Raw genomic sequence first — 26,290 nt, forward strand, 5'->3', positions numbered from 1 at the left:
CCTGTCGCAGACAATATTCACCAAAACAGCATATCGCCAGAAAGCCTGGAGGTATGCTGGCAGAAAACAACCAACAGAAAATACTGTAAGAAACTTTGCCCCATTACAGTTCTCTACAGTGCCCCAGATAGTCTGCAACGTTGCCGATCAGCGTTGCAGCATTGACGACAGCCATTATCGGCCCAACTCAAACAAGGAGGAAAAATGCCAGGAATCATCAAATTTGTTGTGCATGCATTCATCTGTTTCTTCATCGCCATCGGCTCAGTGCAGGCCAAAGACCTTATTATCGGCGTAGATGCTAATTTTCGCCCTTTTGAATTCAAAGATGCTCAGGGAAAGTTCACCGGATTTGACGTTGAACTGTTTGATGCCATTGCCAAAGACCTTGGCTTAAACTACAAATGGCAAACCATGGATTTCAATGGCCTTATCCCAGCCCTGCAGTCAAAAAGCATTGATGCCGCCATCGCGGGAATCACTATCAAATCATCCAGGGAAGAAGTGGTGGACTTCTCCTATCCTTACTACGATGCAGGTCTGGTTATCCTTGTACGTGCCGACAACACCAGCATCAAAACCATCGAAGACCTGAAAGACAAAAAAGTTGCAACCAAACTTGCAACCACCAGTGCGGACTACCTCAAAACAAACGGAGTCAACGATGTTAAACTCCTGCCCAACACAGATAACCTGTTTATGGAACTGCTCACAGGTGGAGTGGATGCTGTCTTCTTTGATTCACCACCCCTTATGTACTTCTCCCAGAACCAGGGCAAAGACAAAGTTAAAATTGTAGGTCCTCTGTACCAGGGGCAGTCATACGGTATTGCCTTTCCCCAAGGAAGCGAACTAAGAGAAAAAGTCTCCATCAGCCTGCTAAAATTCATGGAAGATGGAACCTATGAAAACCTCTATGGAAAATGGTTTGGCAAGTTACCGTAATTGTGCATTTATAAACTAATCACCAGCCCGTCTCCTTTTCTAACCAGGAAAGGAGACGGGCTGTTTTTATATGAGATATCATTATGGAAATGGGTTTTGATTTTCAATACAGCGTAATGTGGGAATCGGTTCCACTACTTTTATCCGGCGCAAAGCTGACTATCATCATCACCGTGTTCGGTCTGGTGATTGGCTTTCTGCTCGGTGCAATTACCGGGCTTATGAAGATCTCCAGAAATTGGTTTGTTCGGAAGTTAGCAGGGCTATATATCGAGTGCATTAGAGGAACTCCCATCATGGTGCAGGTGATGTTTATCTATTTCGGACTTCCAATGGCCCTGGGAATGCGCATTCCTCCAATGGCTGCAGGCATCGTTGCCATTGCGGTCAACTCAGGCGCCTATATTGCAGAAATTGTTCGCGGCGCCTTTCAATCCATTGAAAAAGGACAGACTGAAGCTGGACGATCCATTGGTTTGAGCCACTTACAGACCATGTATTACGTAATCTGGCCTCAGGCGTTGAGGCGCATGATACCGCCACTGGGAAATCAGTTCATCATCAGCCTGAAAGATACATCGCTCCTTGTCGTAGTTGGCGTCGGCGAACTGACACGAACCGGACAGGAAATTGTTGCCTCCAACTTCAGAGCGTTTGAAGTCTGGCTGACTGTCGCCTTGATGTACCTTGTGCTGACCCTTTCCCTTTCGCGGTTACTGCATTTTCTTGAAAAAAGGATGGATATCAACACATGATCAGAATCGAAAATCTTCATAAAAATTTTGGATCTCTTGAGGTGCTGAAGGGAATAGATCTCACCATCTCCAAGGGAGAAGTAACCGTTATCATGGGCCCAAGCGGTTCCGGAAAAAGTACCCTGTTGCGTTGTATTAATCGACTGGAAGGCATTACTTCGGGAAAAGTTTTTATTGATAATCAGGACGTTGCTGATAAAAAAACAGATATTAATTTTATCCGCTCAGAAGCAGGAATGGTATTTCAGCAGTTTAACCTTTTTCCCCACATGACCGCCCTTGCAAATGTAACTCTTGGCCCTCGCAAGGTACGTAAAATGCCCTCTGACAAGGCTGAAAAACTTGGCAGGGAGCTGCTTGGCAAAGTGGGGCTGGCTGACAAGGCAGATAGTTATCCGGATCATCTCAGCGGCGGCCAGAAACAGCGAGTTGCCATTGCCAGATCACTTGCCCTGCAACCAAAGGTCATGCTCTTTGACGAACCAACCAGCGCCCTTGATCCTGAACTTGTAGGCGAAGTTCTGGAAGTCATGAAGCAACTGGGCCGCGAGGGGATGACCATGATAGTCGTGACCCATGAAATGGGATTTGCCAGAGAGGTGGCAGACAGGGTTATATTTATGGATGGAGGATATATTATAGAGGAGAATACACCAAAAGAAATATTCACCAATCCACAACACCAGCGTACCCGTGAATTTTTGCGCAGTATCTTATAGTCACCAAACGACTGTCAACGCTCCATCTCATAGACTGTGAGCAATATCAAGGAGAAATCCATGAACCCTGAAAGCAATACAACACAAACATATCATGTGCTTCCTGGACCTAAAATGGGTTTGGTTACCCCTGAATATCTTGAACAGGTCGCCGCTTTAGCTAAAAAGCATGGTATTCCCTTTCTTAAACTCACTGGTGCCCAGCGAATTGCCATTGCTGGACATTCCAAGGAAAGTGCAGAAGCGATTTGGAAGGAGATGGGACAGGAGCAGGGGCCCTCCAAACCTGTGGGCATACATTATATCCAGGCCTGCCCCGGTGAGAAATGGTGTAAGTATGGCAAAAGAGACTCACTGGCTCTGGGGAAAAAGATTGAAAAAGCCTTAATGGATATCCCTTTACCAGCCAAAACAAAGGTCGGCATTTCAGGCTGTGCCATGAATTGTTGCGAATGTTATATTCGCGATATAGGAATTTTTGCGCTCAAAAAAGGTTGGACGCTGATTTTTGGAGGAAATGGTGGAGGTGTACCGCGTATAGGTGATGTTATCCAGGAAGGATTGACCGATGACGAAGTTATTGCATTGGCAAGAAAATGCCTGGAATTCTATGCCAGTAATGCCAGAAAAATGGAAAGAACCGGACGCCTTATGCGACGCACCCCCATAGAGGCTCTTCAAGATTTCATATCAGGTAATTCTTCGGAATGACAATTCATTTATCTTTGTCTTGTTGTAATAGCTCTTTTTTACGAAGGGCAACCCCTTGTTTATGGAAATTTTTTGCATGAAGAAGTAGGTTCCCACGATTTTCGTACGTCAAGGATTGTTCATTGCGCAATTGTTTCATTCGTTGCAATAAGGACGAATCTTTGGCTTCTAAAGCGCTGATTGTTTCATCCAAAAGAATTCGGATAGATGCGGCGTAATAGGATTGAGCATCGATCGTTGTAATACTGTACGCTGAAAAGAGGATAAAGCATTTTCACCAGAACCAGCGAAAACACCCAGTATAAGTTGTATCTGCAACATGCCAACCCCCTTGGCTTGCCCGACCTTGCCGATGTTGGCATGTACATTATTCTGGCGCGCAACAGGGCTGCTTCCCTCCTTGAAAATATCACTGCATTATCAATATATTATCCAGCCAGGTAACACAAAAAACAGTGACTGATGGTATGCACGGCGCACCCTGCCAAGTGGATTGCAACAAAGTAGTTGCGGAAGAAAAACTTATAATTTGAAAAGAGACAGGGACAGATTGTATTCCCTCATCCCCATACACCATATTGCCGCCAGGCTAAACCTTACAGGTTCCAGGCATAAACCATGCCTATGCCTGGAACTCACTTTGCATACTCAACAATTTCGGAATCGCCCTGAAAAGGGCATACCAGGTGTGAACCTAATCAATTGGAGCCTGGACGATTCCCGTTCCCACATCCTCCTCTTCAATGCCAGATACCAGGGGAACAGTAGTACCGCTGGCAATAAGCTGGGATAACAGTGAGCGACTCTCCACCCTGCCTGACCTTTGCCGCTGCCGCTGTGCGAGCAAGGTTGCAACGCCTGCGACATGGGGCGTAGCCATGCTGGTACCACTCATGCTTGTCAGGCCTCCGCCAAGAGCCGCAGATATGATATCCACTCCCGGAGCAGATACATCCACCTGATTATTTGAGAAATATGCCACATCCAGGCCATTGCTCTTCTGGGCAAGGGCCCCAACCGCTATAACACCGGTACCTGCAGAGGGAGGAGCAACAGCAATTTCATATTCAGGCCTATTACTTTCATTTCCCGATGCCGCCACAATAACAGTACCATCATCAAAATAATCTTGAGATTGTACAAACGCAGATAACTCAGAAAACAGATTTATATTGGCACGATATGCCTCCAGAGCCATTGAGGTGGCAGGCTCTATGTCATACTCGTACTCCTCCACCAGTTTGTGTACAAAACCGGGAAAATCGATACCCAAAGACATGGAAATAACATGGGCACCTTCATTCACCGCCCACTGGATGGCCCTGGCTATTGTTAAAGACGAGCCACCACCTTGGCCCAGAACTTTCCCAATCAGCGCCCGACGAACGCCCTTGGCCAACCCTATACGCATCCCGTCAACATCATTGCCGAAAATCGTCCCTGCACAATGGGTACCATGTCCATGTGTATCATTATCCTCCTCTGAGGTAAAATTCTTCTGAATCAGGTTAACCTGCCTGAATGACGGGTGGGAAGGGTCTATCCCTGTATCCAGAACTGCCACGGTAATGCCGGAACCATCAAAAGAAGAAAGCGGCGCACTTACAGCCTGTACTCCCCATGTGGCGGCAGCGAACAGCGATGCATCAATATCTTTTTTTTCCACCGGCTCGATGAGTTTCAGTGGCATAGGGGGAGCGATTGCACGAATTCTGGGGTCGCGCCGCAAATCATTACGCTCTTTGGCGCTCAACTCTGCTTCCATTACTTCAACAGTTTCATGTACAGGGGTAAAAGCTGATGATCTCGATACAGTTCTGAGATTGTCAATGGTCGGAACAACTATACTTTGGCCACTCAATACCACATACGTATTCACTGACATGACTACCTCCTCTTTGTTTGTTGAAAAACATCTTTTCCTCAAAAGATGCCGGGTTGCCTCCTCCGCAACACCAACAAGTCGGTAACAGCAAGTTGAGTATGCGGCTCTTACAGAGCCTCTCAAAAATCACACAGCAGATTCATTTCAACCTCCACAAAAAACACCATCACTGTGGACAACTGTCTTCAACCACGTATGGCGAAGATACAACGGGGTAAGACCTATGAAGAGTATGGAAATATTTCGTAAACAGAAGGATTATCTGACCAGGACGTAACAAATAATTTCTTACGTAAACGTAACTGCTCACAGCCCACCTGATCTTTCCGCGATCAGCCTGGTTTACGTATGACTCAATACGCTGCACCAGCCAGCTTGCGAAAACCTCAGGCGCCCTGTAACCACTTACAAATAGGGGAAATATTCAAGCCTATTTGTATCCGCTGGGAGTAGCTACACGTAAACGATACAACAATTACCACATGCGTTCTGCGTAATCGCCTAAAATGACAGCAAATTGACAATATGATTTGTCAGGTTATCTGAATGGAAAGGGTAACAAACTTGTCCAGCAAATTTACTACATTGAGGAATAAACAATTCAAGTACACAATATGACTAAAATCAAGTTAAAAATACTTACAATACCTGATCACGATCACCTCAGATGGAGATTGTTCTGTTCGACAGCCTGAAATGTCTCTATAAATTTTCGATCTATATGGTCCTTTATTGTAAAGGCAAATCTCCCAGAAAAGATGAAAAACCATTTACACAAAATTCCAACACCACCGCCGAGGTTATATATAAGAAGGTATTGTCCCCCTGGATCAAAAGAGAGAAGCTGTTTGCCATCCAATGCTGCCATCAGGTTATGGTAAAGAACAGGGTTTGCCCTTACAGCGTACACGCCCACTTTGGCCAGTGGTCGTGGCTGAAAAGAGATACAATCTCCACCGCCAAAAATATTGCTGAACGTAGTTGACTGGAGATATTCATTCACAAGGAGTCCCCCATCCGGCCCTGTTGGCAAGCCTGATTCTGCAAATATTGCGGATGGCTTGACGCCAATGGCTGGAAAAATCATATCTGCTCTGTAGGATCTCCCGTCCTGCAATGTGATGTATCCGCCCTTCATCTCCTGGACGTATGAGCCCTCAACGACTTCAATGCCTCTTTTTGTACATATCTTACGGGCCAGTATGCCTATCTTTTCAGGATGATGTCTCATGAGTTGTTTGCCGGCTAAAATACGGATAGTGACGGCAGGTAACTCCTCCAGTTCACTCAGTTGCCAGATATTGCCTGCTATTTCCAGACCTGAAGGGCCGCCGCCAATAATGGCTATTTCCAGTGACTCACGTTTTCCGCGTTTGATTATTTCCTGCCGTGCTTTCAGCAATCCTTCTATGGGCTTGGCAGTAAAGACATTGGGGCCTTGGATGAAGCTGCCCAAAGGGACAAACGAGCCGGCATTACAGGAAAGGACATCATAGGCGATGTTTCCTTCTGCCCCCTCCAGCGAGACCACCTGGTGAGCAGGATCAATCCGCCTAACTTTCCCACGGATAAAACATCCCCCCTGACCTTCCACTACTTTACGGGTATTAAAACGGATTTCATCCGGCGTATAGGTTCCCCCCAGCATTCCAGGCCCCATCCCGGAATAATAATGGTAATCAGAAGGTTGGATAACTGTCACTTCATAGCCTTTTTCGCTAAAAGTGCGCAAACGGGCAAGAGTGACCATATGGGCATGCCCGCCCCCAATCAAGACCATTTTTTTTGCCGCCATATCCGGCTCCCGGAAAAGTACATTGAACCTACGGGCTCAATACCAGCAGTTTAAAAGATACACGCCTGTGGATTCCGCTAAGGCACAGTATTAGCGTTCTTTCGACTTGGACTTGGCATACAATGGACATTGAGCAAAGATACATTCTTTATTCTTTGCAAACTGCTCACATACAATGGGCGTCACTGGCAGAGTCATCCCAAGAGTCTCCTTGAGCATGCGGGATACAGCCTGTAAAGCAATCCAGCAGTCTCTCTGGCAGCAACGGGGGGCTGAATAGCTTGCGATGTCTCTCAGAACTTCTTGTGTCATTTTCTGGACCATCTGCCTTTTTTCCCCATCATAAGGAGTGGCCCCCAACAATACAGACAAGGATATCCCCACACCTGTTGCCGCACCGCAAACACCTAAAAAGGCACAGGCACCACCCGCAATAGTTGTACCCCGTTCAATCGCGGTAGTTATCTGTTGATCGGTGATATCATGTCCATTGTTTTTCAGCGCAGCAAGAATGACAGCAGGTACCAGAGAGTGATGTTCAGGACCGTGAATAGCAAAATGAGGGTGTGAACGGATTTTCTGCATCAGGACAGCCGCATCTTTTTCCTTGCTGGTCAGGCAAATATGTTTTGTGATCTCCACGGCATCTGAACGATGGCACGCATCGCACACAAAATGGCCGCTGGTACAGTGCGCATTTGCCTGCATTGTCCGCCCGCAGTAATCGCAGGTCATTGCTGTATCCATTGCGGTGTAGACGAGATCGGCACCACAGATCATACAATCCACTTTTCGTGCCGGGCGTACCCGCCCCGAGCCCTCGTGTTTTGGTTCTGGTTTTACAAAACAGTTACAGGATGGCTCGGTTTTAACTTCCTTCATGATTTCAGTAAACACAGGGAAATCATAAAGTACAGGTTCTGCATGCTGCAGAGGTTTTGTTGCCTGATAGGTTATGGAATAAAAATCATATCCCTGTATTGACCTGTAGTGATAGCCTGCATGTATCCGGCTATGTGAAAATCCGATGTCATTCAACAATCCGAAGAGGTCATGATATTTCAAGGCACCGCCAATGCACTCGCCGCGAAGTTTTTCATTATACTGTATGTGCAGTGGTATGGTGTCATTATAGGTGATGTCTGAGATAACCAAACGGCCTGCAGGCTTCAGTATTCGATATATTTCTGAAAACACCCTGCGCTTATCCGGCGAAAGGTTCAAAACGCAATTTGAGATCACGAGGTCCACAGATGCATCTGCGATGGGCAGTTCTTCCAAAAATGATTGTCTGAATTCGATATTATTATACTGCAGATTATGAACAACATGGCCCTTGGTGGCTTCAGCTGCCGCAAGCATGGCATCTCCCATATCAATACCGATAACCCTGCCCTCAGGTCCAGTGAGCTTACTGGCAATAAAGCATTCAATGCCTGTGCCGCTTCCCAGGTCAAGTACAACCTCTCCAGGTTGAATATCAGCTTCCATTACCGGTGAACCACAACCATAACTTCGATAGCGCATTGCTTCCGGAATATGCTGAACCAGAGATTCCTCATAGCAGATCGGGTTGAGGATATCTTCCTGGGTCTCTTCAGCTGCTTTACTGTAAAACTGATTGATCTGGGTACGCGTATCATGCCCCGGCAGGCTGAGTACGCAGTTGGAATGCGTGAAAAAAGTCGTGCTGCCTTCAACAGGGCATTCCCCCAGCTTTTCTCCCATTTTTACAACAAAGGCAGGATGACTCACATCCTTATACTGCTGTGCTTCACGTGCGATAAGCCATGCAGCAATGGTATTATACAACGCAACATATGGATCACCACCAGTAAGCTCACCGCAATGGATATAGCTGTGGTCGATATCACCGCCCCCCACAAGATAACGGAAAATATTGGTTTTATAGGCTTCGCTGTTGTTGAGAGAAGCGCTGCGCACACGTTTCAAGACCTCACTGTGAAGCCAGACCTGCTGCACGCCGTCATCAATATGACCGCATTGCATGCTCTCGTTGTATATCAGGGCTGGTGTGGGATAAATATGTTTATCAGGCCCGACGGCCAGGGATTGCCATCCTGCATTGCTCAGGTCATATCGGGTACCGGGACAGGAAAAAATCTGGGACCGTAGAATTTCTACATTATCAATGGTCACGCCCATTTTTTCGGCACGTTCCTGAGCTGCAACCAGATGGGGAAAAATAGCCCCTGGCTCAACAAACTGCATGTCCCTGGCATTACCTTTCTGAAAAAGCCAGAGGTAATGAACATTGGTAACATGCTTTGCTGCAGCAAAATCTATTACCTCTTCCATTTCAGCAACATTGTTACTGGTCACAGTCATGGCAAGGGTTACAGGAAAGCCCAGCTCATGAATGATGGACAGGTTTCTGTCCAACCGTTCAAAGGCATGATCTCCCCGAAGGGCATCATGGTTGGCTTCCATTCCATCAATGCTTACCTGGAAATGCAGACGATCCTTGGGAAAATTCTGAAAAAAATCTTTTTTCTGCGCTATCAGGGTAAGATTTGTCAAAACAACGGCGTGGGTTCCGCTACGTTCGAGTACATCCGTAATACTATTCCAAAAAGCCTTTGAAAGAAAAGGCTCGCCACCTGTGAAATAAAAAATACGGCATCCAAGTTCATACGATTCTCTGATCACATCAAGGCAATCTGCTGTGCAGAGCTTATCACTGGCTTGAGACGATGATTGAAACATGCAATGCTTACAATGCATATTGCATTGATTCGTGACATGCAACCAGCATTCCTTTAATTCCCCCAAGGCAAGCTGCTCAGTTCGAAATTGGTACCCATGTGCCACTGGGCCGTCCAATCTCCTGCAAAGCCAGCGGATCGCATCTGAAGCCTTATCTCCGGAGAGCACACTTTGCAATGCCGTATCTGCAACACTGTTGGGAACAAACCAATCTGGTCTTTGCGGATGAATATAGATGGGAGTTTTTCCATATGCAGTACGTTGCCATGCCGCGATCATATTTGTATCCATTTGCTGTTGTATTCTTTTGCCCTGAGTTCACCACCATGTAATGCTGCTGCATGAACTAAGGTGACACATGCCTCCATATCTGACAACTCTCATGTGCCATATTCATAAAATATTCCATTTCAACGCATTAACAGCCGGCATGAAAAGATGTGAGTGCCAGGGCAATTCAGCATGCTGTTTTTGCACGGTGCATATGACGCTCCCTGTCTTACCTCAGGGATATGGCCTGGATGTACTTTATGTTTTTCTGCTCCTGTAACAACGAACCTGGTACTATCTTTCACATGCCCTCCAATATGCGTCATGCAACCAACAACAAAGACCAGCCAAGTGCAGCGGTATGCCGTTGATAGTGAGTGACAAAAATGAATCTTCTCATCTTTTTTCCAAATACCTGTCAACAGAGGAGTAAAAAAAAAAATCTTTCTGTTACAATAGGTTCATCGCGACTCTGATTTCTTTTCATTCAACTATATTTCAACAATGCGTAATCAATTCATGGGGATTTTTCATTCCAAAGGTTTGCTTCTCATCCTGGCACTGACCCTCTATGCTCTCATCTGCATATCACATGAAGCATACAGCCTGGAACTGTCTCTCAGGGAGCAGGAATATATAGCCAACCACAAACCCATTCGTGTACATAATGAAACTGACTGGCCCCCGTTCAATTTCTATGAACATGGTATCCCTCAAGGGATAAGCATTGATGTAATGAACCGGGTGGCGACTCTCACAGGACTGCGTATCCAATATGTTACCGGACCAAGCTGGGACGAATTTGTTGCAATGATGGCAAATGGTCAGCTTGACGTCATGCTCAACATCATTGACCTCCCGGAAAGAAAAGAGCAGTTTCAGTTTACCGCTCCTTACGTCAAAAGCCTTACCGGTGTCTTCGTGGCCGGCAGTCATCGACACGACATTCATTCGTTTGATGATCTTACAGGCAGGACTGTAGCTGTTCCTGCAGGATTTGATCTTGAAATCAACATGCCCAAATATCACCCGGAGGTACGGCTTCTACCTGTACGTGATATTCTTGAGTGCATAAAAGCGGTGAACGCAGGCAAGGCAGATGCCTTTATGGAAGAAATTGGAGTGGCCAACTACATCGTTTCCCAACGTGTTATCCCCAACATTCATATGGCTTTTCAGGTGGATGAAAAGCCATTTATCAGCAATCTCACCATTGGCACAAGACGCGATGATCCCCTGCTCCATTCCATTATCCAAAAGGGGCTCAACGCCATATCTGGAGATGAACTCAACAACATTCGTCATAAATGGCTCCTCCAGGCTCATGAAATCTATGAACAAAGCATGATCAACCTGTCGGTGCAGGAAAAAGAGTATGTATATCAGCATAAAACAGTCAGGATATGTGTTGATCCCTCCTGGCCGCCTCTGGATTTTATTGATAAACAGGGGCATCACAGCGGTCTTTCCGCCGATCTCATCAATACCATCGCAAAACGTTTAAACCTCTCTCTGCAGCTTGTACCAACCAGCACCTGGGAAGAGAGCCTCTCCACCATTCGAGAGGGGGCCTGTGATATCATTCCACTCATGAACGAAACCCGGGAATCCAGCGATTATCTTGATTTCACAACACCATATTTTAATTTCGCAACGGTCATCGCCACCAGAAAAGATGATGCATCATTTATTGGAGACTATTCGGAACTTTACGGTAAAACCATTGCTCTGCAAGCCTATTTTTTCATCACAGAATATGTTCGATCACACCATCCCAGAATTCAAATTATCGAGGTGGAAAACACGGAAGAAGCTCTCAAACTTGTCAGTGAACACAAGGCTTTTGCAACCATTGACAGCTTACCTACCATTGTTAATACCATTGAACGTTCTGCCTTGGAAAACATCCAGATAGTGGGCTCTGTTCCCCAACAGAACAGTATGAAAATTGGAGTCAGGAAAGAAGAAAAGCTTTTACTTTCACTTCTGAATAAAGGTGTAACCTCCCTCAGTGAACAGGAAAAAATCGGTTTCTACAAAAAATGGCTGAACGTGGAAATCGAAAACCATCTGATGCCCAGAGCGACAGTGATAAGAATCGTCATTGTCTTTTTTATGATTCTTGTTTTTCTGCTTTGGCGGCAACTTACCCTCAATCGCTATACCAGAAAACTGCAGGCCTTGAATACCAGGCTTCAGCATGCCTCAACCATTGATCATCTCACCCAGGTGCTCAACAGAAAATCCATTGAACAGCGACTGCAAGCGGAAATGGATCGTGTGGCAATGACCGGCGATCCACTCACCCTGGTCATCTGCGACATTGACCATTTCAAGTCTATTAACGATTCCTTTGGTCACCTGACAGGAGACAGGGTACTTCAAAAGCTGGCCGGTCATATAGCAAAGGCTATGCGTCATTCAGACCATCTTGGACGATGGGGTGGTGAAGAGTTCTTAATCATACTTCCAGGTGCCAATCGTGAAGGAGGAGCTGGTTTTACCGAAAAACTGAGAAGTTCCATCGAATCCACAGCCTTTGGCATCAACAAAAAAATTACGGTAAGTTTCGGATTGGGAGAATATGAACCAGGGGAAGATATTACAACCTTTATCTCACGCATAGACGCCTGCCTGTATGAGGCCAAAAACAAGGGACGCAACAAGGTTGTTACAGCAGCTCCAACAAATAGTTGAGGGGGGTGACCGGCATGTAAAAATGCGACCGACTTTACCGGGGGACGCAGCAAATCCGATAGGTTGAAAGCGTCCTGAGGAATACGTATTATGCCTCTTCTTCATCCAGCCGCTGCAAACCCTCCATCAATGTCCCTATAAAATCACCGAGCGGGGGATGCTCCCGAATTTCATCCGGGATGCCCTTGGAATAGCTGAAATGTCCTTGATTGCTACCAAGCAGGGAGAACAGAGCATCTTTATCCCGAAGGGTATTAAAGCGAACATGGACAATCTCACCATAATTAAAAAACACCAGGGCCTGCCCCTGATGAAGCAAAAGCTCCACTGTTCCGGTTTTCTGTGCTGTATGCATGAGCTGTAAAAGATCTACGATAGATATTTCCCCCAGCTCGCCAGTCATACCTGAAGCGATATTGCCAGAGCGTAAATTCAGGGTCTGGGCACGTTTTACCAGCATTTTAAAGAGGAAAAGCTGTATTACAGGATACCTTACAATGGCATTTTTAAAATTCTTTTCACTCAGCATAGCCACCTTGGTTGCAGACAGGGTATGAACCGATTCACTGAAAAGTTCGCCGGAAACAAGATTCATATCGCCCAGCAGCTCTCCTGCTCCCAATTCACCGATTTTTGATCCATCCTCGGCAATCAATCCGAGTACCCCCTTCAAGATAACGTAGATATAGGTGGCGGGATCTCCTTTTTTCACTATCGCCTTATTAATGGGAATGGTTTTAAACTCCAAAAGGGAGATCAGATCTGCCAGCGCATCATCGTCAAGGGATTCAAAAAGAGACAGGCTTCGTAATACTCCAAAATATTTGGCAAGAAGTTGTTTGCGGCGGAGCTTTTCTGCATCATCAAGCAGTTTCATCTGCACAGTAGCATATGCCTTGTCTCGCTTATATTCAAATTGGATCAGCCCATCACAGCCTCCACAATCAAAACGAGATTTGTTTTCACTCAAAGCGGGCAAACCACTGAGCCTGACCTGGGACGTAAGAATTTCCACAAGCTTCTGGCTCAGAATAAGGCACCCAGGCTTGGAGGATGATCCCCTGAGGATGTGATTGGTCACCTTGAGCTCCTCACCAACACTATAAATGGGACATGATCGTTCCTGGGTGACGATAAAAACCGCATTACGAATTGTTTTCTTTTTTTTGTTGACCTGCATTTACCTATCTATCCAAAACTGAAGAATTCACAGTCGTCTTCTGCACTTCTCAAACACACAGCGGCATGTCCGCACAAAAGTTTTGTAATTATGTTACGTTGAGAACCCATGAAACGTCAAAGAAGAAAATACACTTTAGGAATCAAGCCCCTGCAAATAAATTAAAAAAGCTCCCTCGCTTGACCTGTTCTTTTTTTATGTGCCATACTGAAAGTGACAGGCAACTACTTGAGACGGATCACATCTTGCTCATGGTGATCTCCCTCTCTTCTTATTGGGGTTTCAGAAAAAATGTCTTGTTCTTTCACCCATAACATCTCCTTTGCAGCATTGAACATCAAGGATTTTTTTTTCATTTTCATCCCCACCACATGCCTCATTCTCACGGGAATGTTTTTCGTCTATGAGATGGAAATCCGGAGTCACATAAACCTGTTGAAAGAAAAGGAAACCAATGCAGTCGTCGTGGGAGAGCAGCTCATCTACGACTCCATCGATCCCATTCTCGAAGACCTGTTATATTTGACCAAGATTGCCACCCAACTCTATTATCAAAATACTGAAACAAAGGATCCGTATCGTTTTCAGCTCTTGGAAAAAACCTTTCTCTCATTTGCCGAAAGCCATCCCATGTACGATCAAATACGCCTGCTCGATGCGCATGGATTGGAAAGGATTCGTGTCAACTTTTCAGCCAACCATGCCGAGTTAGTTCCTCGAGAGAGGTTGCAGGATAAACATCAGCGCTACTATTTCAAAGATACGTGGCAACTTGATCCCAACCAAGTTTTTATATCCCCCCTGGATCTTAATATAGAGCATGGTCAACTTGAGCGCCCTCTGAAACCAATGATCCGCTTTGGACGTGTGCTCACGGATCCATTTGGAAAAAAAATTGGTGTAACTATCATTAATTACAAGGCAAAAGTGCTCCTTGAAAACCTAAAAAAATGGAGCGAAAGCCAGGACGGCAACCTCATGCTGCTCAACCGCAATGGCTACTGGCTGGCCAGTAATCAGCATCAGGAATGGGGATTTATGTTTCCCGAACATACCAGCCAAACCTTCGCAAACCAGGAGCCGGAACTCTGGGCCTCTATCATCAATGTACGAGAAACCGGTCAGATTATGCGCACAAACGGGCTCTATACATACAAGACGGTTCGGCCTCTGCATACAAACATCATCTCCAGCACCGGTTCACCAACAGCAACTGGTGACAGCCAACATGCCCTGAGTACCTCCGAGTATTACTGGAAAATTATTTCCCAGGTGCACCAGGAAGATATTGCCAAGTCACTGCAAAACTTCCGCCAACAAATGCTGGCCGCAGCCTGCCTTGCAACCATTATCATCTTTATCTTTTCCTTCCTCCTTGCCAGAGCTCGAATGCGAAGAGATCAGGCCACATTGTCATTGAAGAAAACCAATGAAAACCTGGAAGCAATTGTTGCGAAGCGAACCAGCCAATTGCAGATGCAAAATGCCCACCTTGTGGATGAAGTCAACACCCGCAAAGAGACAGAACAGGCGCTGCGAGAAAGTGAATACAAACATGCCACCCTCTTGGAAACCATGCAGGAAGGATTGGTTGTATTAAACCCTGAGGGTAAAATCACTTACTGCAACGCCAGGCTTGGTGAGATGCTTGGATATAATGTGGAGGAACTTGTTGGCCACTCTATGGAAGATTTCCTCAAAGAAGAGGACAGACAAATATTTCGTCAACAATTTCAGTATCGGAACCAAGGATTACTCCCCTCCTACGAAGTAACCTGGCTAACACAATCCGGTACCATGCTGCTCTCTTCCATCTCCCCGGCCCTGCTTCTCGACAAACAAAAGAAGATTATCGGCAGTTTTGGCCTTGTAACCGATATCACCGCCCAACGAAAAGCCGAATTAAAAAAACAGGCTCTGGAACATCAACTTCAGCAAACACAAAAGATGGAGGCTTTGGGAACATTGGCAGGTGGTATCGCCCACGATTTCAACAATATCCTTTCGGCTATCATAGGGTATGCTGAACTGGCTGCCGAAAAGGTGGAACCAGGTACCAGTGTAGCCAAATCATTGGAGGTTATTCTTTCCGCAGGAAGCCGTGCAGCAAAATTGGTACAGCAGATACTCGCGTTCTCCCGACAAAGCGATCAGGATAAGCAACCGCTGGAGATTGTTGCAGTTGTTAAAGAGACGATGAAGTTGATCCAGGCCGCAACGTCGTCGTCGATCAGCATACATCTGGACCTCAAAGAAAATGTGGGACAAATCATGGCTAACCCCACCCAGATTCATCAGATTGTAATGAACATCTGTACCAATGCCTGTCACGCCATGGCAGCTAACGGTGGCAAACTTAGCCTTATCGTCAAAAGGGTGGAACTCAACAAAGAGGAGGCACGAGCCTTTCAAATACAGCCAGGCACTTTTGTGCGTCTAACATTCAGCGATACTGGAGAGGGTATTCCTGATGCGGTGCAACAACGAATTTTTGAGCCGTTCTACACAACCAAAGAAGTCGGCAAGGGGACCGGACTAGGCCTTTCACTGGTGCATTCCATTGTTACCGACCTTGCCGGCTCCATCCATGTTGACAGCAAAATAGGTCAAGGGACCACCTTTACTATCCATTTACCAATCAGCCAGCAGCAGGAAACACAGCAAGCCATCATCTCTGAAAAAATTCTCTATGGCAACAATGAACACATTATTTGGCTGGATGACGAGGCACCCCTGATGACAATGGGATGCCGGATTCTCACATCACTTGGCTATCAAGCAACAGGTTTTACGGATCCGGAGCAGTGCCTGGCAGAAATCGTGCGTCATCCCGATTGGTTTCAGCTAATCATCTCAGATTACAACATGCCTAAACTCAACGGATTGGCCCTGTTAAGGGAAATTCGTGCCAGAGGAATAAATCTTCCCATGATCCTCTGCTCCGGTTTCAGCGAGGAAATTTCACTTGAGAATGCACGGCAAAAAGGCCTGCAGCATTATTTAATGAAGCCTGTACGTAAGTACGATATCGCACTTAACGTACATAAGGCGCTTCACAACACCTAACATAACCTGTTTTCCCAAAACAGTCGTCTGGCCCACAACCTGGTACCCTATGTCATAGAGGCCATAAAACGCTTCAGATCTTCCGCTACTGCTGTACAAAACCAATACTCCTTAACAGAGAGGCACGAATTATGATAAAGACAGCTTCCATGTTCCTTTGGGCTTTCATACTGCTAGCAATATTTACGCGTCCCGAGTTGTCTGTCGCGGTTGAAAAAATGGATGTACCTGCGGACAATCCATGTAACGCCTCCATTTCAAAAATGATTCAATCGTACCAACACGACAAAGTATTCAAAACGCTCATTGACCAGGCCTTCATTACTATACAGCAAGTACCGCAAGGCTATCGTGATGGAGGCAATCCCTGGATAGATAAATCCTTTGTTGATATGGTTTCTTTCTTTGCGGAGTGGTGCACATTCCTGCCAGAGGCAAAGGGCAGCTCTGACACAGGGCTCAAGTACATAGAGCAGATGGACCTGTTTGCGTATAAAAATCCGTTTGCCAGGCTAGCTTTTCAAACAGCCCCCGGCATTGATCTTTTTGACAGCTTCGCAAAGGAACGTGGCAATTTTCTCAACAGCGATGAATCCACCAAACAAATAAGCCAGTGGCTGGCTGATCCCCGCATAGAGAAGGAAGAATACCTGATACCAGACCCCTCGGCACCAGACGGTGGATTCAAGTCTTACAACAATTTTTTCTCCCGCAGGTTTAAAGATATTAACAAAGTTCGTCCCCAGACCATGCCTGAGCGGGATTATGTCATATCATCTCCCACAGATGCCATTGTAAACAGCATTCCGGTCAACATAGTTGACGAAAGCACCAAAATCCACACCAAGGGAACACAGGAGCTGAACATCAGTCAATTGCTTGCAGGATCGAAGCACTGGAAAAACTTCGTGGGCGGTACTGCCATGTCATGCATCCTAATGCCAAACACCTACCATCACTATCACGCCCCTGTAAGCGGAAAAGTTGTAGAAACCCGGCTGGTGCCAGGTGCTTTGCTGGGTATGGAGGATTTCCCAAAATTTGTACCACCCAGTGGAAACGTAGGATATCACGGGGCCAGCTTTGGTGCCTTTGAAAGTTACCAGCGAGGATATTTCATCATTGATACAGGAAAATACGGCGTAGTAGCAGTTGTTCCTGTAGGACTCAGCACCGTCGGGTCAGTCATCTTTGAAGAGAAGTTTTTGAACGCCAAAGGGCCGGTACCGGTAAAACGCGGGGATGAACTGGGCCATTTTCTTTATGGTGGGTCACTGGTGATCCTGATTTTTGAGCCCGGCAAATACAAATCGGCAGCTATTAAAGTACGGCTTGGAAACCAGATTGGTCTGTTTGATACGAGTTCAAACGACTGACAAGCTGTCATTCTGCAACGCTTTTATATGGGTTTATTTCACCTCCGGCATACAGAAAAATCATTGCCGGAGGTGCCAGTAGCTGCATGGACAGCGGCATATTGAAGATGTTTTCATGGTTACTCCACATTTTTCCTCAATTTTAAGCCGTTGCACTATTGTACGGCTCCAGCATTTTGTGTCTTCGTATCAACGCCCCCTAACTCTTCAAGCTCAGATATAAATACCCGAACCTGCTTTGCAACTTGATCATTTTCCTTTAAAATCCCCTGCATAACAGTCATCACAGGCTGCATGGCCACCGGCTCAACCACAATTTCCACCTTGAGCTGCTGCACAAATTGAGCCGCATATCGTGCTCCCCGATAATTCCCAACGCGTTTCTGATCACGATTAAAAACACGCATAGCCGTAATGGAAACCGAAAAAGCCCCGGCATCCAACAAACTTTCAGAGACAGCCTCATTATCTATGGATAACGGTAAGAATACTTCTATTTTTCGCATTACTATCTTCCTTGAAGGTGTTGACAAAAAGTATTTACGAGGGTGTTAATATCTGCAGCCGGAGAGGAAGCCCGCAGATGATAGGTGTCTTCCAACGTATCCTCCCTGCTCTGCATATGAGCGATATAAACATCCAACCCCAGCTTATTGAACAACCGGTGCATTGTATAACGTAAGAATGGCATATCTGCCGAAACAGCTGATATTTTCAGTTTGGCAAGGCCTTTCGATTTCTGCCAGGAGAGTGCGATATCGATATCTTTTCCAGGATTGGCACGCAACGCCGGAATGTCGCGGGTGTTCGCCATATCGTTGCAAAGTTCCTGTTCTACATCGGCAGCAAATTGAGCAAGCTGCTCGGTCTGTCGTGAAAGAATAGTCAATATTGCATAATCGCCCTCTCCTTGTCGAAACTTCCTGCCAGATACAATTGAGAGTTGATGTAAATATAGAATAAAAAAAATCTTCTCAAGAAACGAGTCATCCACTGGTGCCTCTATTTTCACACGAGATCTGCCAGCCACAGCCGGTTCGACCCGACACCGCGCAGAAGATGAAGCAACAGGCTCAGAGGCAGCTGCGTCGCTCTCCTCGTATGCGCTCTCAAACGTCTCCAATTGGGCTGCATCAAGCATTGTGCAGCGACTTATACGTAGATCACGAACAGCCTTAACAGTTGCAAGCTTCGCTAACAAAGATGGTGGCGGCTCAGTAATAAACATCTCAACTTTCATATCGGCAGATTGCTTTCTTGAAAGGGATCGAGGGCCGATCTTTCGCCAAACGGATTCCTGCCGATTACTTACGCCAAAATAACGGAGAACAACTCCGCCGATTATTTCGGGGTCGAAGTCAAATAAAAAATCCAGCTCTTCCAGTTGGGTTCCGGCAGTGTGTAACTCAATCTTGTGCGTCTGCATATCTTGGCACCTTGTAATGTGGAGGTATGGAAATCGCTTTCACATCAAAAGAAGCAAATAATATGCCGAAAAAGATTAAACATTTTAGGCAGTTCTATCGTCTTCTAACAACCTGATACACCGTCATTCGATGATTAGAAAATGATGTCCACAGCTCTTTCCATCCACTTCTTTCGCGGAGCGAATTACATAACTGTAATCAAGGGAGACAAATACCCTACAAACATGAAGTAAAACTCTATACTTCACTACTCATTCGTTGTGCCTTCATCGTCCAGTCACAGAAATAACACCACCTCTACAGAAGTAACTGATCACGGGGGTAACAATACTGGCATTTCAATTAGTTCTGAGTTGTAACCGGTCACAGACTCCGTGGAGTCTGTGACCGGTTACCTCCAGAAGCACCCCGAATTTTTTGCTGTATGTATACTAATAAGAAGTCGATCAACCGAAAAAGCAATGCAGGTGTTGGGAGAAACGAACCTTGTCATGCTATAGTGGGGAAATTATAGAGAATGTGTTGCATAAAAAAACCGGACAGCATGTAACCATCCGGTTTTTATATCGAAAAATGATTAATGCCATACAAGTTGCATCCACACTGAACGTTTATGGTCGCGAAAATAGATCAGTGCTTCATACCGGCCCAGCAGCACGGTTGCTATGTTAATTTCTCTGAAATTTTCTTGTTTGAGACCAAATTTCTACGAATAAAAAACCAATACGGAGCACGAAATTGCCAGAGAAAAAGACTTGTTACATAGTTAGCTTGTTTAAAAATAGCTTTTTTTACCTCTGATATAATATTTCTATCAAATGGTATTTTTGTGTACCCATACTTCTTTTCAATATATGTTTCAGCTTCTGAATGGTGCTTCCAGGTTTCGTTTAAAGTCAATCCCGGAAAATATTGAGCAAAATTCGTTGGAAGAGTCGGCAGCATTCCACCATCTTTACTTGATGAAGTTGTTAACCCCCATTCATTTTCGAATTTAGTTACAAAATCAAAATGAGTTTTGCCCTCAACATAGAACATTGCAAACGCAAGAGTTTTGTCTTGATTGAACCAAAACACACAATTTATCGTTTTCCCGCTCGTTTTACTTACGAAATCTATATATTCAAAAAATTCAAATCTGTGATATTGTGCCCATATATTTGTCTCATCAAAACATTTTTTAAACATGGTATCAGTTGTACTGTCGATGTTTTCTGATGGCTCAACAAACATCGAATCTGGATCTAACATTTCTTTTACGCTGGCAATGGCCGCTTTGCAAATAAGCGCAAAAAAAGCTATGGTGAGCCCCCCTATTACAAACAGTACGATTTTCATTGTTACCTCCTGGCAATCGAGATTGAATGGTCATTTATTCGACCACCCTTCGCTGATGTCTGCATGCGTTGTGACCTGCAATATCCGGATACTTTGTAATTCATACATTGGTATTTGACAACGGCTGCTGAAATGTATGGCATCTTCTCAAAATGTTGACCGCAATCATCTTTTGGCGAGTATCACCGCTTGCAGCAACACCAGAAAGATACAGACCACAATGGTCAGCAGCAGTTGAGATCGCATGCTGCAACAAATTCGATCCAGCTCCGGGGTAACTACTCACAGAGCATCTGATCTTGCGATACAACTATCTCTTAGATGGTAATCAGTTTTTCATCATGTTGCATCAGTTCTGTCAACGGAGCCCCCCAGGATTTTACTTCGATCGACAGCTCTTTAAGTTCTCCCTTCACCCCAAGGCGTTCAGCACAAGCCACACATGCACTGAAAACCACTCCGTCTTTTTGCGCATCCTTTATCAGGTGTTGAATGTGAACATCTTCCGCCACTAATTTAGCAGTGGCACCCCAAATGATGACTCTGACCTGTTCCCACAGTTTTCTCTTTAGAGTGTTATGTGCATACATCAAAACCATTAATTCCGCAGTCACCGGGTCAGCGTTGGTCCAAAGAATATTAAGCTTATTAGGCATAGCCATTTCCTCATTGTGTTATTGTGTAACTCACAGAGATAGAGAGAACGCATCTATCTTGAACAAGCATTCAAGTTAAACCTGCAAAAAGGTCTTGTCAATATTTACTTGAATGATTATTCAAATTAAAATCTTTAAGTGCTACAAGCCAGTATAATACTGGAAACTCAGGTGAAAATATGGCAAAGGCCCAATTTAACAGGGAAGAAATAATCTACAAGGTTACCGAATTGTTCTGGAACCATGGCTACAGTGGCTCTTCAATGCAGCAGGTTGTAAAAGTAACAGGACTCAAACCAGGCTCGATTTATTACTCCTTTGGAAATAAAGAAGCCCTGTTCAAAGAAGCCCTGGAAAACTACGCACAAAAAAGATTAATGCGGATTCGCCGAACGTTGGATGGCGCAAGCAGCGTAGGAAAAGGAATCTGCCACCATTTGGATCGGTTGGTAAATGACGCAGCGGCACACGATTTCCGAAGTTGCTTTCTTGTCAAGACTCAACTTGAACTGGCTGGAGAGGGAAACGAACTGTATGCCCATGCTGCCGCAAAACTGGCAGAAATGGAAGCCTTGTTTCAACAATATTTGGAGCGCGAATATGATCTGGAACTCAGTCAAAGCAGAGCGACCAGCATCATGCTGCATAGTTTTGGCTTGCGGGTGTATGGCTATCAAAAGAACCCTGAAAAACGAATGCGTTTGGCCCTTAGACAGGGCCTGCCATGGCTGCCGTGGGATGAAAAGGTTGTCGAAAGCAAAGAACTCAAGTTTCGAGGCTGAAACTTTACTGATTATTTCGGATTGAGGAGAGTCCTCCAAAATCCGCCAAGAGACCAAGAAATCAAAAGTTTTTTCGACTTTTCTAATAATTAAGAAGACTTTGCAATTATTTCGAAGTTGAAAATTGCGCCTTGTTTCTGCCGTCTGGCATATATGTAGAAGCTTATGGTTGGAGTAATGTTGAGAATGATGCCATACTCAATAAATGGTCATATTGGTATGATTGCTATACTGTGATAAGATACTTCAATATCAGCATCAATGATTTGAGCAACAGATTCTTATTGCATCGGTCTCTTTTCTTGCTATCCGGCCACCGTTACCCCTGACTGGAGAACATCATGCATAATTGGGCAAAGGGCAGGTTATGGATCACCTCAATCCTGTTCTGTTTCGCTTTTATTTTCATAGTGTTCAGTATATTTCACCAATGCCGGAAGTTGGCGTTAGACCAGGCGGAAAATAACCTTTCCGCGTTTTTGCTCAATCACAAGGCAACAAGAGACTATGTCGAGTACACCCAGAAGCCGGAAATCTATCGTTTGAAGAAAACACAACGGCTTTACGAGGAATATTTTTCTCCGAAACTGCTGTCGGGAACATTTATATCACGAAATATCAATGAATTGCAGAACAAAAGCCGCAATGATGCCGGACTTGAGGAGATTTACTTCAAATTTGCTTCTCCAAATCCGCGCAACCCTTCCAACAAGGCAGATTCAGCCGAACTCGAACTTCTTGCAGCCTTTAATAGCGGAAAGCTCAAGGAATACCAAGAGCTTGTCCATATTGGCGATGATGCTTTTTTGTATTATGCTCTTCCCATTGACAGAAATATGGTCAACTGCTTGAAATGTCATGGCGACCCGGTCGATGCACCTCAGGAAATGATCGATTTGTATGGTGATACGGCTGGTTTTTATGAAGAGGTGGGGTACATGCGAGGGCTGATGTCCGTTAGAATTCCGGTCAATCAGTTGCTGGCTAAGGCGGATCGTACGGCGTCAATACTTTCCGTGATCACATTTTTTCTTCTTTCAGGGGCATTTACGGTAGTTCATCTCCTCTTTCGAGAAGCAGATAAACAAAAGAAAATTGCTCTTAACAACTTTTATTATCTCAACTCGGTGCTGCAGTCCTCCATTGATACGGCTATCCTTGCAATCGCTCCTAGCTACGACATCGAATATTGCAATAACGCAGCTGAGAACATTTTTCAGCTTCCGGTTGGTGAAGTGCTCAATCATAATTTTCTCGATCTCGCAGAAAGGATTGGAGTGCCGGCTTCCAGTTATGCAGAGAGGGTGGTTGATATCGTGAATCGCGATGGATCCTTTCAGTTTTGTTTCGAACTGGATGGGAAAACGCTCGAGGCTCAAGTTACAAAAATCACCGGCCCGGAGAATGACCATGCTGGATTCCTGTTCATGGTGAAAGATATTACCGAGCGTATCAACAAGGAAAAAGAACGCGAAGAGATAAAGAACCGCCTGACAAGAGCGGAGAAAATGGAATCAATCGCCCTTCTTGCCGGAGGCGTAGCTCATGACCTCAACAATATCCTATCGGGAATCATCAACTACCCCGAACTACTGCTCTTGAAGCTGCCTGAGGACAGCACGCTCAGGCCGACAATCAAGGCGATACAGCAGTCTGGCCAGCGTGCGGCCGCAGTCGTGGAAGATCTGCTTATGGTAGCTCGGGGCATTGCGTGTAAAAAGGAGACACTCGATCTTAATCAGTTAGTGAACGAATACCTGTGCTCTCCCGAGTTTCAAAAATTGCAGGAGAATCATTCTGCAATCATTGTCACGGCAGACCTCTCAGAGGAACAACTGCCAGTGCATTGCTCTGCCATACATGTAAAAAAATGTGTTATGAATCTGGTCGGAAACGCCCTTGAGGCGATGGACCAGAGTGGTTATTGCCAGATATCCACCGGTAGGTGTCGGTTCGATCCACAGACGACCGGCAAATTGAGTGTTGAGTCAGGCGAGTACTGTTTTATCCGGGTAAGCGACAGTGGTCCGGGCATCGCTCAAGAGGACCTGCAGCATATTTTTGAACCGTTCTATTCCAGCAAGAGAATGGGACGTAGCGGTACAGGGCTTGGTCTTTCCGTTGTGTGGAATGCCATGAAGGATCACAATGGCGCAGTTGAAGTTGAGAGCGACAGCAACGGTAGCATTTTCACACTCTATTACCCCCAATGTCCAGAAGGACCCGATGTGGAGAATGGAGAGCTACAGAAGGAAAGTCTCTACGGGGCACAGGAAAAGATCCTGATTGTGGACGACGAACCACAGCAGCGTGATATAGCACAACAGATGCTTGGCGAATTACATTACGATGTCGCAGCTGTTTGTTCCGGCGAGGAGGCCATTCGATATTTGACCGATAACAATGTTGATTTGATCCTGATTGACATGATCATGCCTTCAGGGATGAACGGTCTCCAAACCTATCTTGAAATTGTGGCCATACGACCTGCGCAGAAAGCTATGATTGTAAGTGGATTCTCGGAAGATTCTGATGTGAAAGCCGCCCTGGCTGCCGGGGCAAAAAATTTTATATCCAAACCCTACAGCCTGAGACAACTAGGACGGCTGGTAAAGGCTACCTTGCAGTCCTGAATTATTGACCTCCATCCATTGTTTGATCATGCTGATACAGTCTTCTTGGCCGTTGGCATTTTTCTCCACATGGTAAGCATTTGCCACGATCCTACAAAATCAAGCTCTTTATGGCTGGTTGGTTGGTTTATATATTGAAATAAACTGAAGCTTTAAGTGCCGCTTCGGCATGAATTATAGCTGTATCAAGCAATTGGATATCCAAATCTAAATATCATTCACATAATCCTGTTACCTCCATTCAAAAACTGCTTCACACAGCTACCAGGAAACGGATACCAACGGAAGTGGACGTAACTTCACTTTTAGAAGCTGCAGATCCCAGCGTGAAAAATAACAAAATTGCCGCCATTATCCGCCACACAGAAAGAAACGGGTTACACATAAACTGTGTAACCCGTTGAAAAAATGGTCGGGGCGGTAGAATTCAGACCTACGACCTCCTGCTCCCAAGGCAGGATTACCGGATTATAGCCTATGCAAAATCAACAAGTTACAACATGCATTTTGCATATCAATACATTTAAAACGCTCACAATGAATTAAAACCGCCACAATAACCGCCACCAAATTAAGCCAGATAGAGCACCTGAACGTTTAGCTCACAGGCCCGCGCTGTTTGCGGGTCCTGTGGAGTGCCTGGTTGTGTGAGATTTTATTCGTAATGAGTCCATAACCTGATGACTTTCACTATTTTTTCTTCATCATAAGGTTGATAAACCAATCTATGTTGAATATTTATTCTTCGAGAGTATGCACCTGATAAATCGCCAACTAATTTTTCATATGGTGGTGGATTTTGATAGGGGTTTTCTTTGATGATGTCTAATAACTTCTGAGCTTTCTTTTTAAGGCCTGATTCAGAAAGTTTTTTTGCGTCTTTCTGAGCTTGTTTTGTAAAAACCAGTTCCCAATTCACCAATCAAGTTCCTTTGAGCAATTTGACAGTTTTTCGTTTAAGCCTTCTTTGATTGACTCTCTCATTCCGGGAACTGAAAGCAGATACATGGTTTCTGAAATAGCATTCCAATCTTCTTCGGAAATTAACACTGCATTTCTTCTTTTTCCGGTGATAACAATTGGCTCATGCGTCTCTGCAGCTTCATCAATTAGCCTGTATAGCTTTGATCTTGCTTCTGTAGCATTTAGTATATTCATAATAGTACCTCCTGAACAAAACGTACGCCATTGCGATCGCAAAGTCAATTTTTTTCTTTTACACACAACGTTCCGCCTCACCGGCCCCGCGCTGTTTGCGGGGTCCGAGTGGAGGCGATGGTTGGACGAAGCCGCTATGCGGCAGAAAATAGTGTATATTCCTGTAACAG

The 26,290-nt window shown here is 45.2% G+C and carries 19 protein-coding genes; 9 read left to right on the forward strand and 10 right to left on the reverse strand.

All coding sequences use genetic code 11. The features are described 5' to 3' along the window. The first annotated feature begins 204 nt into the window (after window positions 1-204). From G493_RS0109865 to G493_RS0109880, 4 genes are all read left to right on the forward strand, one after another. Entirely contained in the window at window positions 205-945 is a 741-nt protein-coding gene (locus tag G493_RS0109865; protein WP_028580238.1) for a transporter substrate-binding domain-containing protein, read from the forward strand. A gap of 89 nt (window positions 946-1,034) precedes the next feature. Beyond that, entirely contained in the window at window positions 1,035-1,700 is a 666-nt protein-coding gene (gene glnP / locus G493_RS0109870; protein WP_028580239.1) for a glutamine ABC transporter permease GlnP, read from the forward strand. Then, a complete protein-coding gene (locus G493_RS0109875) occupies window positions 1,697-2,419 on the forward strand; it encodes an amino acid ABC transporter ATP-binding protein (protein WP_028580240.1) in 723 nt (240 codons plus the stop codon). The genes glnP and G493_RS0109875 overlap by 4 nt, the downstream gene beginning before the upstream one ends. Window positions 2,420-2,479: 60 nt before the next feature. Beyond that, window positions 2,480-3,130 carry a nitrite/sulfite reductase domain-containing protein gene (locus G493_RS0109880; protein ID WP_028580241.1) on the forward strand — a complete coding sequence of 217 codons (651 nt, stop codon included), beginning with the start codon at window positions 2,480-2,482 and terminating at the stop codon, window positions 3,128-3,130. Window positions 3,131-3,824: 694 nt separating this feature from the next. Here the strand turns inward: G493_RS0109880 and G493_RS0109890 are convergent. The 3 genes from G493_RS0109890 to G493_RS0109900 all read right to left on the reverse strand — a co-directional run bounded on the left by G493_RS0109890 (window position 3,825) and on the right by G493_RS0109900 (window position 9,828). Next, on the reverse strand, window positions 3,825-5,015 hold the full coding sequence (locus G493_RS0109890) for a S8 family peptidase (protein ID WP_028580242.1): 1,191 nt from the start codon (window positions 5,013-5,015) through the stop codon (window positions 3,825-3,827). 658 nt (window positions 5,016-5,673) lie between these two features. Beyond that, a complete protein-coding gene (locus G493_RS0109895; protein ID WP_028580243.1) occupies window positions 5,674-6,810 on the reverse strand; it encodes an NAD(P)/FAD-dependent oxidoreductase in 1,137 nt (378 codons plus the stop codon). 90 nt (window positions 6,811-6,900) lie between these two features. Then, window positions 6,901-9,828, reverse strand: coding sequence for a radical SAM protein (locus G493_RS0109900; RefSeq protein WP_028580244.1), 2,928 nt, complete (start codon window positions 9,826-9,828; stop codon window positions 6,901-6,903). A gap of 483 nt (window positions 9,829-10,311) precedes the next feature. On the opposite strand from G493_RS0109900, the gene G493_RS0109905 reads away from it, so the two are divergent. Beyond that, window positions 10,312-12,504, forward strand: a complete 2,193-nt coding sequence (locus G493_RS0109905) for a transporter substrate-binding domain-containing diguanylate cyclase (protein ID WP_084813515.1) — start codon at window positions 10,312-10,314, stop codon at window positions 12,502-12,504. A gap of 88 nt (window positions 12,505-12,592) precedes the next feature. On the opposite strand, the gene G493_RS0109910 is transcribed toward G493_RS0109905, so the two are convergent. Continuing rightward, window positions 12,593-13,684: a DUF4388 domain-containing protein gene (locus G493_RS0109910; protein ID WP_028580246.1), complete on the reverse strand. Its 1,092-nt coding sequence runs from the start codon at window positions 13,682-13,684 to the stop codon at window positions 12,593-12,595. Between the two features lie 291 nt (window positions 13,685-13,975). Between G493_RS0109910 and G493_RS0109915 the strand changes: the two genes are divergently transcribed. Together G493_RS0109915 and G493_RS0109920 are read left to right on the forward strand one after the other, a co-directional pair. After that, window positions 13,976-16,750 carry a hybrid sensor histidine kinase/response regulator gene (locus G493_RS0109915; protein ID WP_028580247.1) on the forward strand — a complete coding sequence of 925 codons (2,775 nt, stop codon included), beginning with the start codon at window positions 13,976-13,978 and terminating at the stop codon, window positions 16,748-16,750. A gap of 131 nt (window positions 16,751-16,881) precedes the next feature. Further along, entirely contained in the window at window positions 16,882-18,126 is a 1,245-nt protein-coding gene (locus tag G493_RS0109920) for a phosphatidylserine decarboxylase (protein ID WP_205623661.1), read from the forward strand. 155 nt (window positions 18,127-18,281) lie between these two features. On the opposite strand, the gene G493_RS0109930 is transcribed toward G493_RS0109920, so the two are convergent. The 4 genes from G493_RS0109930 to G493_RS0109945 form a co-directional block, all read right to left on the reverse strand. Then, the gene (locus G493_RS0109930) at window positions 18,282-18,632 is read right to left on the reverse strand and encodes a P-II family nitrogen regulator (protein WP_028580249.1); all 351 of its coding nucleotides are present in this window, start codon (window positions 18,630-18,632) and stop codon (window positions 18,282-18,284) included. A gap of 2 nt (window positions 18,633-18,634) precedes the next feature. Continuing rightward, window positions 18,635-19,552 (reverse strand): hypothetical protein, encoded by a 918-nt coding sequence (locus G493_RS0109935; RefSeq protein ID WP_028580250.1) that lies wholly within the window; start codon window positions 19,550-19,552, stop codon window positions 18,635-18,637. 664 nt (window positions 19,553-20,216) lie between these two features. Continuing rightward, window positions 20,217-20,891, reverse strand: a complete 675-nt coding sequence (locus G493_RS0109940) for a hypothetical protein (protein ID WP_028580251.1) — start codon at window positions 20,889-20,891, stop codon at window positions 20,217-20,219. A 317-nt stretch (window positions 20,892-21,208) separates the two neighbouring features. After that, the gene (locus G493_RS0109945; RefSeq protein ID WP_028580252.1) at window positions 21,209-21,547 is read right to left on the reverse strand and encodes a DsrE family protein; all 339 of its coding nucleotides are present in this window, start codon (window positions 21,545-21,547) and stop codon (window positions 21,209-21,211) included. Between the two features lie 179 nt (window positions 21,548-21,726). On the opposite strand from G493_RS0109945, the gene G493_RS0109950 reads away from it, so the two are divergent. Beyond that, entirely contained in the window at window positions 21,727-22,329 is a 603-nt protein-coding gene (locus G493_RS0109950; protein WP_028580253.1) for a TetR/AcrR family transcriptional regulator, read from the forward strand. Between the two features lie 341 nt (window positions 22,330-22,670). Further along, on the forward strand, window positions 22,671-24,962 hold the full coding sequence (locus G493_RS0109955; protein ID WP_028580254.1) for an ATP-binding response regulator: 2,292 nt from the start codon (window positions 22,671-22,673) through the stop codon (window positions 24,960-24,962). 655 nt (window positions 24,963-25,617) lie between these two features. On the opposite strand, the gene G493_RS0109960 is transcribed toward G493_RS0109955, so the two are convergent. Both G493_RS0109960 and G493_RS0109965 read right to left on the reverse strand, forming a co-directional pair. Beyond that, window positions 25,618-25,881 carry a Txe/YoeB family addiction module toxin gene (locus G493_RS0109960; protein ID WP_028580255.1) on the reverse strand — a complete coding sequence of 88 codons (264 nt, stop codon included), beginning with the start codon at window positions 25,879-25,881 and terminating at the stop codon, window positions 25,618-25,620. Then, window positions 25,878-26,120: a type II toxin-antitoxin system Phd/YefM family antitoxin gene (locus G493_RS0109965; RefSeq protein ID WP_028580256.1), complete on the reverse strand. Its 243-nt coding sequence runs from the start codon at window positions 26,118-26,120 to the stop codon at window positions 25,878-25,880. The genes G493_RS0109960 and G493_RS0109965 overlap by 4 nt, the downstream gene beginning before the upstream one ends. Window positions 26,121-26,290: the final 170 nt, after the last annotated feature.

It is taken from the genome of Desulfogranum japonicum DSM 18378, assembly GCF_000429945.1.
Taxonomy (GTDB): Bacteria; Desulfobacterota; Desulfobulbia; order Desulfobulbales; family Desulfobulbaceae; genus Desulfogranum; species Desulfogranum japonicum.

Excerpts from the sequence above, each read along its gene's own strand:
- G493_RS0109865 (WP_028580238.1), top strand. The coding sequence starts at position 205 with ATGCCAGGAATCATCAAATTTGTTGTGCATGCATTCATCTGTTTCTTC.
- glnP (WP_028580239.1), top strand. The coding sequence starts at position 1,035 with ATGGGTTTTGATTTTCAATACAGCGTAATGTGGGAATCGGTTCCACTA.
- G493_RS0109875 (WP_028580240.1), top strand. The coding sequence starts at position 1,697 with ATGATCAGAATCGAAAATCTTCATAAAAATTTTGGATCTCTTGAGGTG.
- G493_RS0109880 (WP_028580241.1), top strand. The coding sequence starts at position 2,480 with ATGAACCCTGAAAGCAATACAACACAAACATATCATGTGCTTCCTGGA.
- G493_RS0109890 (WP_028580242.1), bottom strand. The coding sequence starts at position 5,015 with ATGTCAGTGAATACGTATGTGGTATTGAGTGGCCAAAGTATAGTTGTT.
- G493_RS0109895 (WP_028580243.1), bottom strand. The coding sequence starts at position 6,810 with ATGGCGGCAAAAAAAATGGTCTTGATTGGGGGCGGGCATGCCCATATG.
- G493_RS0109900 (WP_028580244.1), bottom strand. The coding sequence starts at position 9,828 with ATGGATACAAATATGATCGCGGCATGGCAACGTACTGCATATGGAAAA.
- G493_RS0109905 (WP_084813515.1), top strand. The coding sequence starts at position 10,312 with ATGCGTAATCAATTCATGGGGATTTTTCATTCCAAAGGTTTGCTTCTC.
- G493_RS0109910 (WP_028580246.1), bottom strand. The coding sequence starts at position 13,684 with ATGCAGGTCAACAAAAAAAAGAAAACAATTCGTAATGCGGTTTTTATC.
- G493_RS0109915 (WP_028580247.1), top strand. The coding sequence starts at position 13,976 with ATGTCTTGTTCTTTCACCCATAACATCTCCTTTGCAGCATTGAACATC.
- G493_RS0109920 (WP_205623661.1), top strand. The coding sequence starts at position 16,882 with ATGATAAAGACAGCTTCCATGTTCCTTTGGGCTTTCATACTGCTAGCA.
- G493_RS0109930 (WP_028580249.1), bottom strand. The coding sequence starts at position 18,632 with ATGCGAAAAATAGAAGTATTCTTACCGTTATCCATAGATAATGAGGCT.
- G493_RS0109935 (WP_028580250.1), bottom strand. The coding sequence starts at position 19,552 with ATGCAGACGCACAAGATTGAGTTACACACTGCCGGAACCCAACTGGAA.
- G493_RS0109940 (WP_028580251.1), bottom strand. The coding sequence starts at position 20,891 with ATGAAAATCGTACTGTTTGTAATAGGGGGGCTCACCATAGCTTTTTTT.
- G493_RS0109945 (WP_028580252.1), bottom strand. The coding sequence starts at position 21,547 with ATGCCTAATAAGCTTAATATTCTTTGGACCAACGCTGACCCGGTGACT.
- G493_RS0109950 (WP_028580253.1), top strand. The coding sequence starts at position 21,727 with ATGGCAAAGGCCCAATTTAACAGGGAAGAAATAATCTACAAGGTTACC.
- G493_RS0109955 (WP_028580254.1), top strand. The coding sequence starts at position 22,671 with ATGCATAATTGGGCAAAGGGCAGGTTATGGATCACCTCAATCCTGTTC.
- G493_RS0109965 (WP_028580256.1), bottom strand. The coding sequence starts at position 26,120 with ATGAATATACTAAATGCTACAGAAGCAAGATCAAAGCTATACAGGCTA.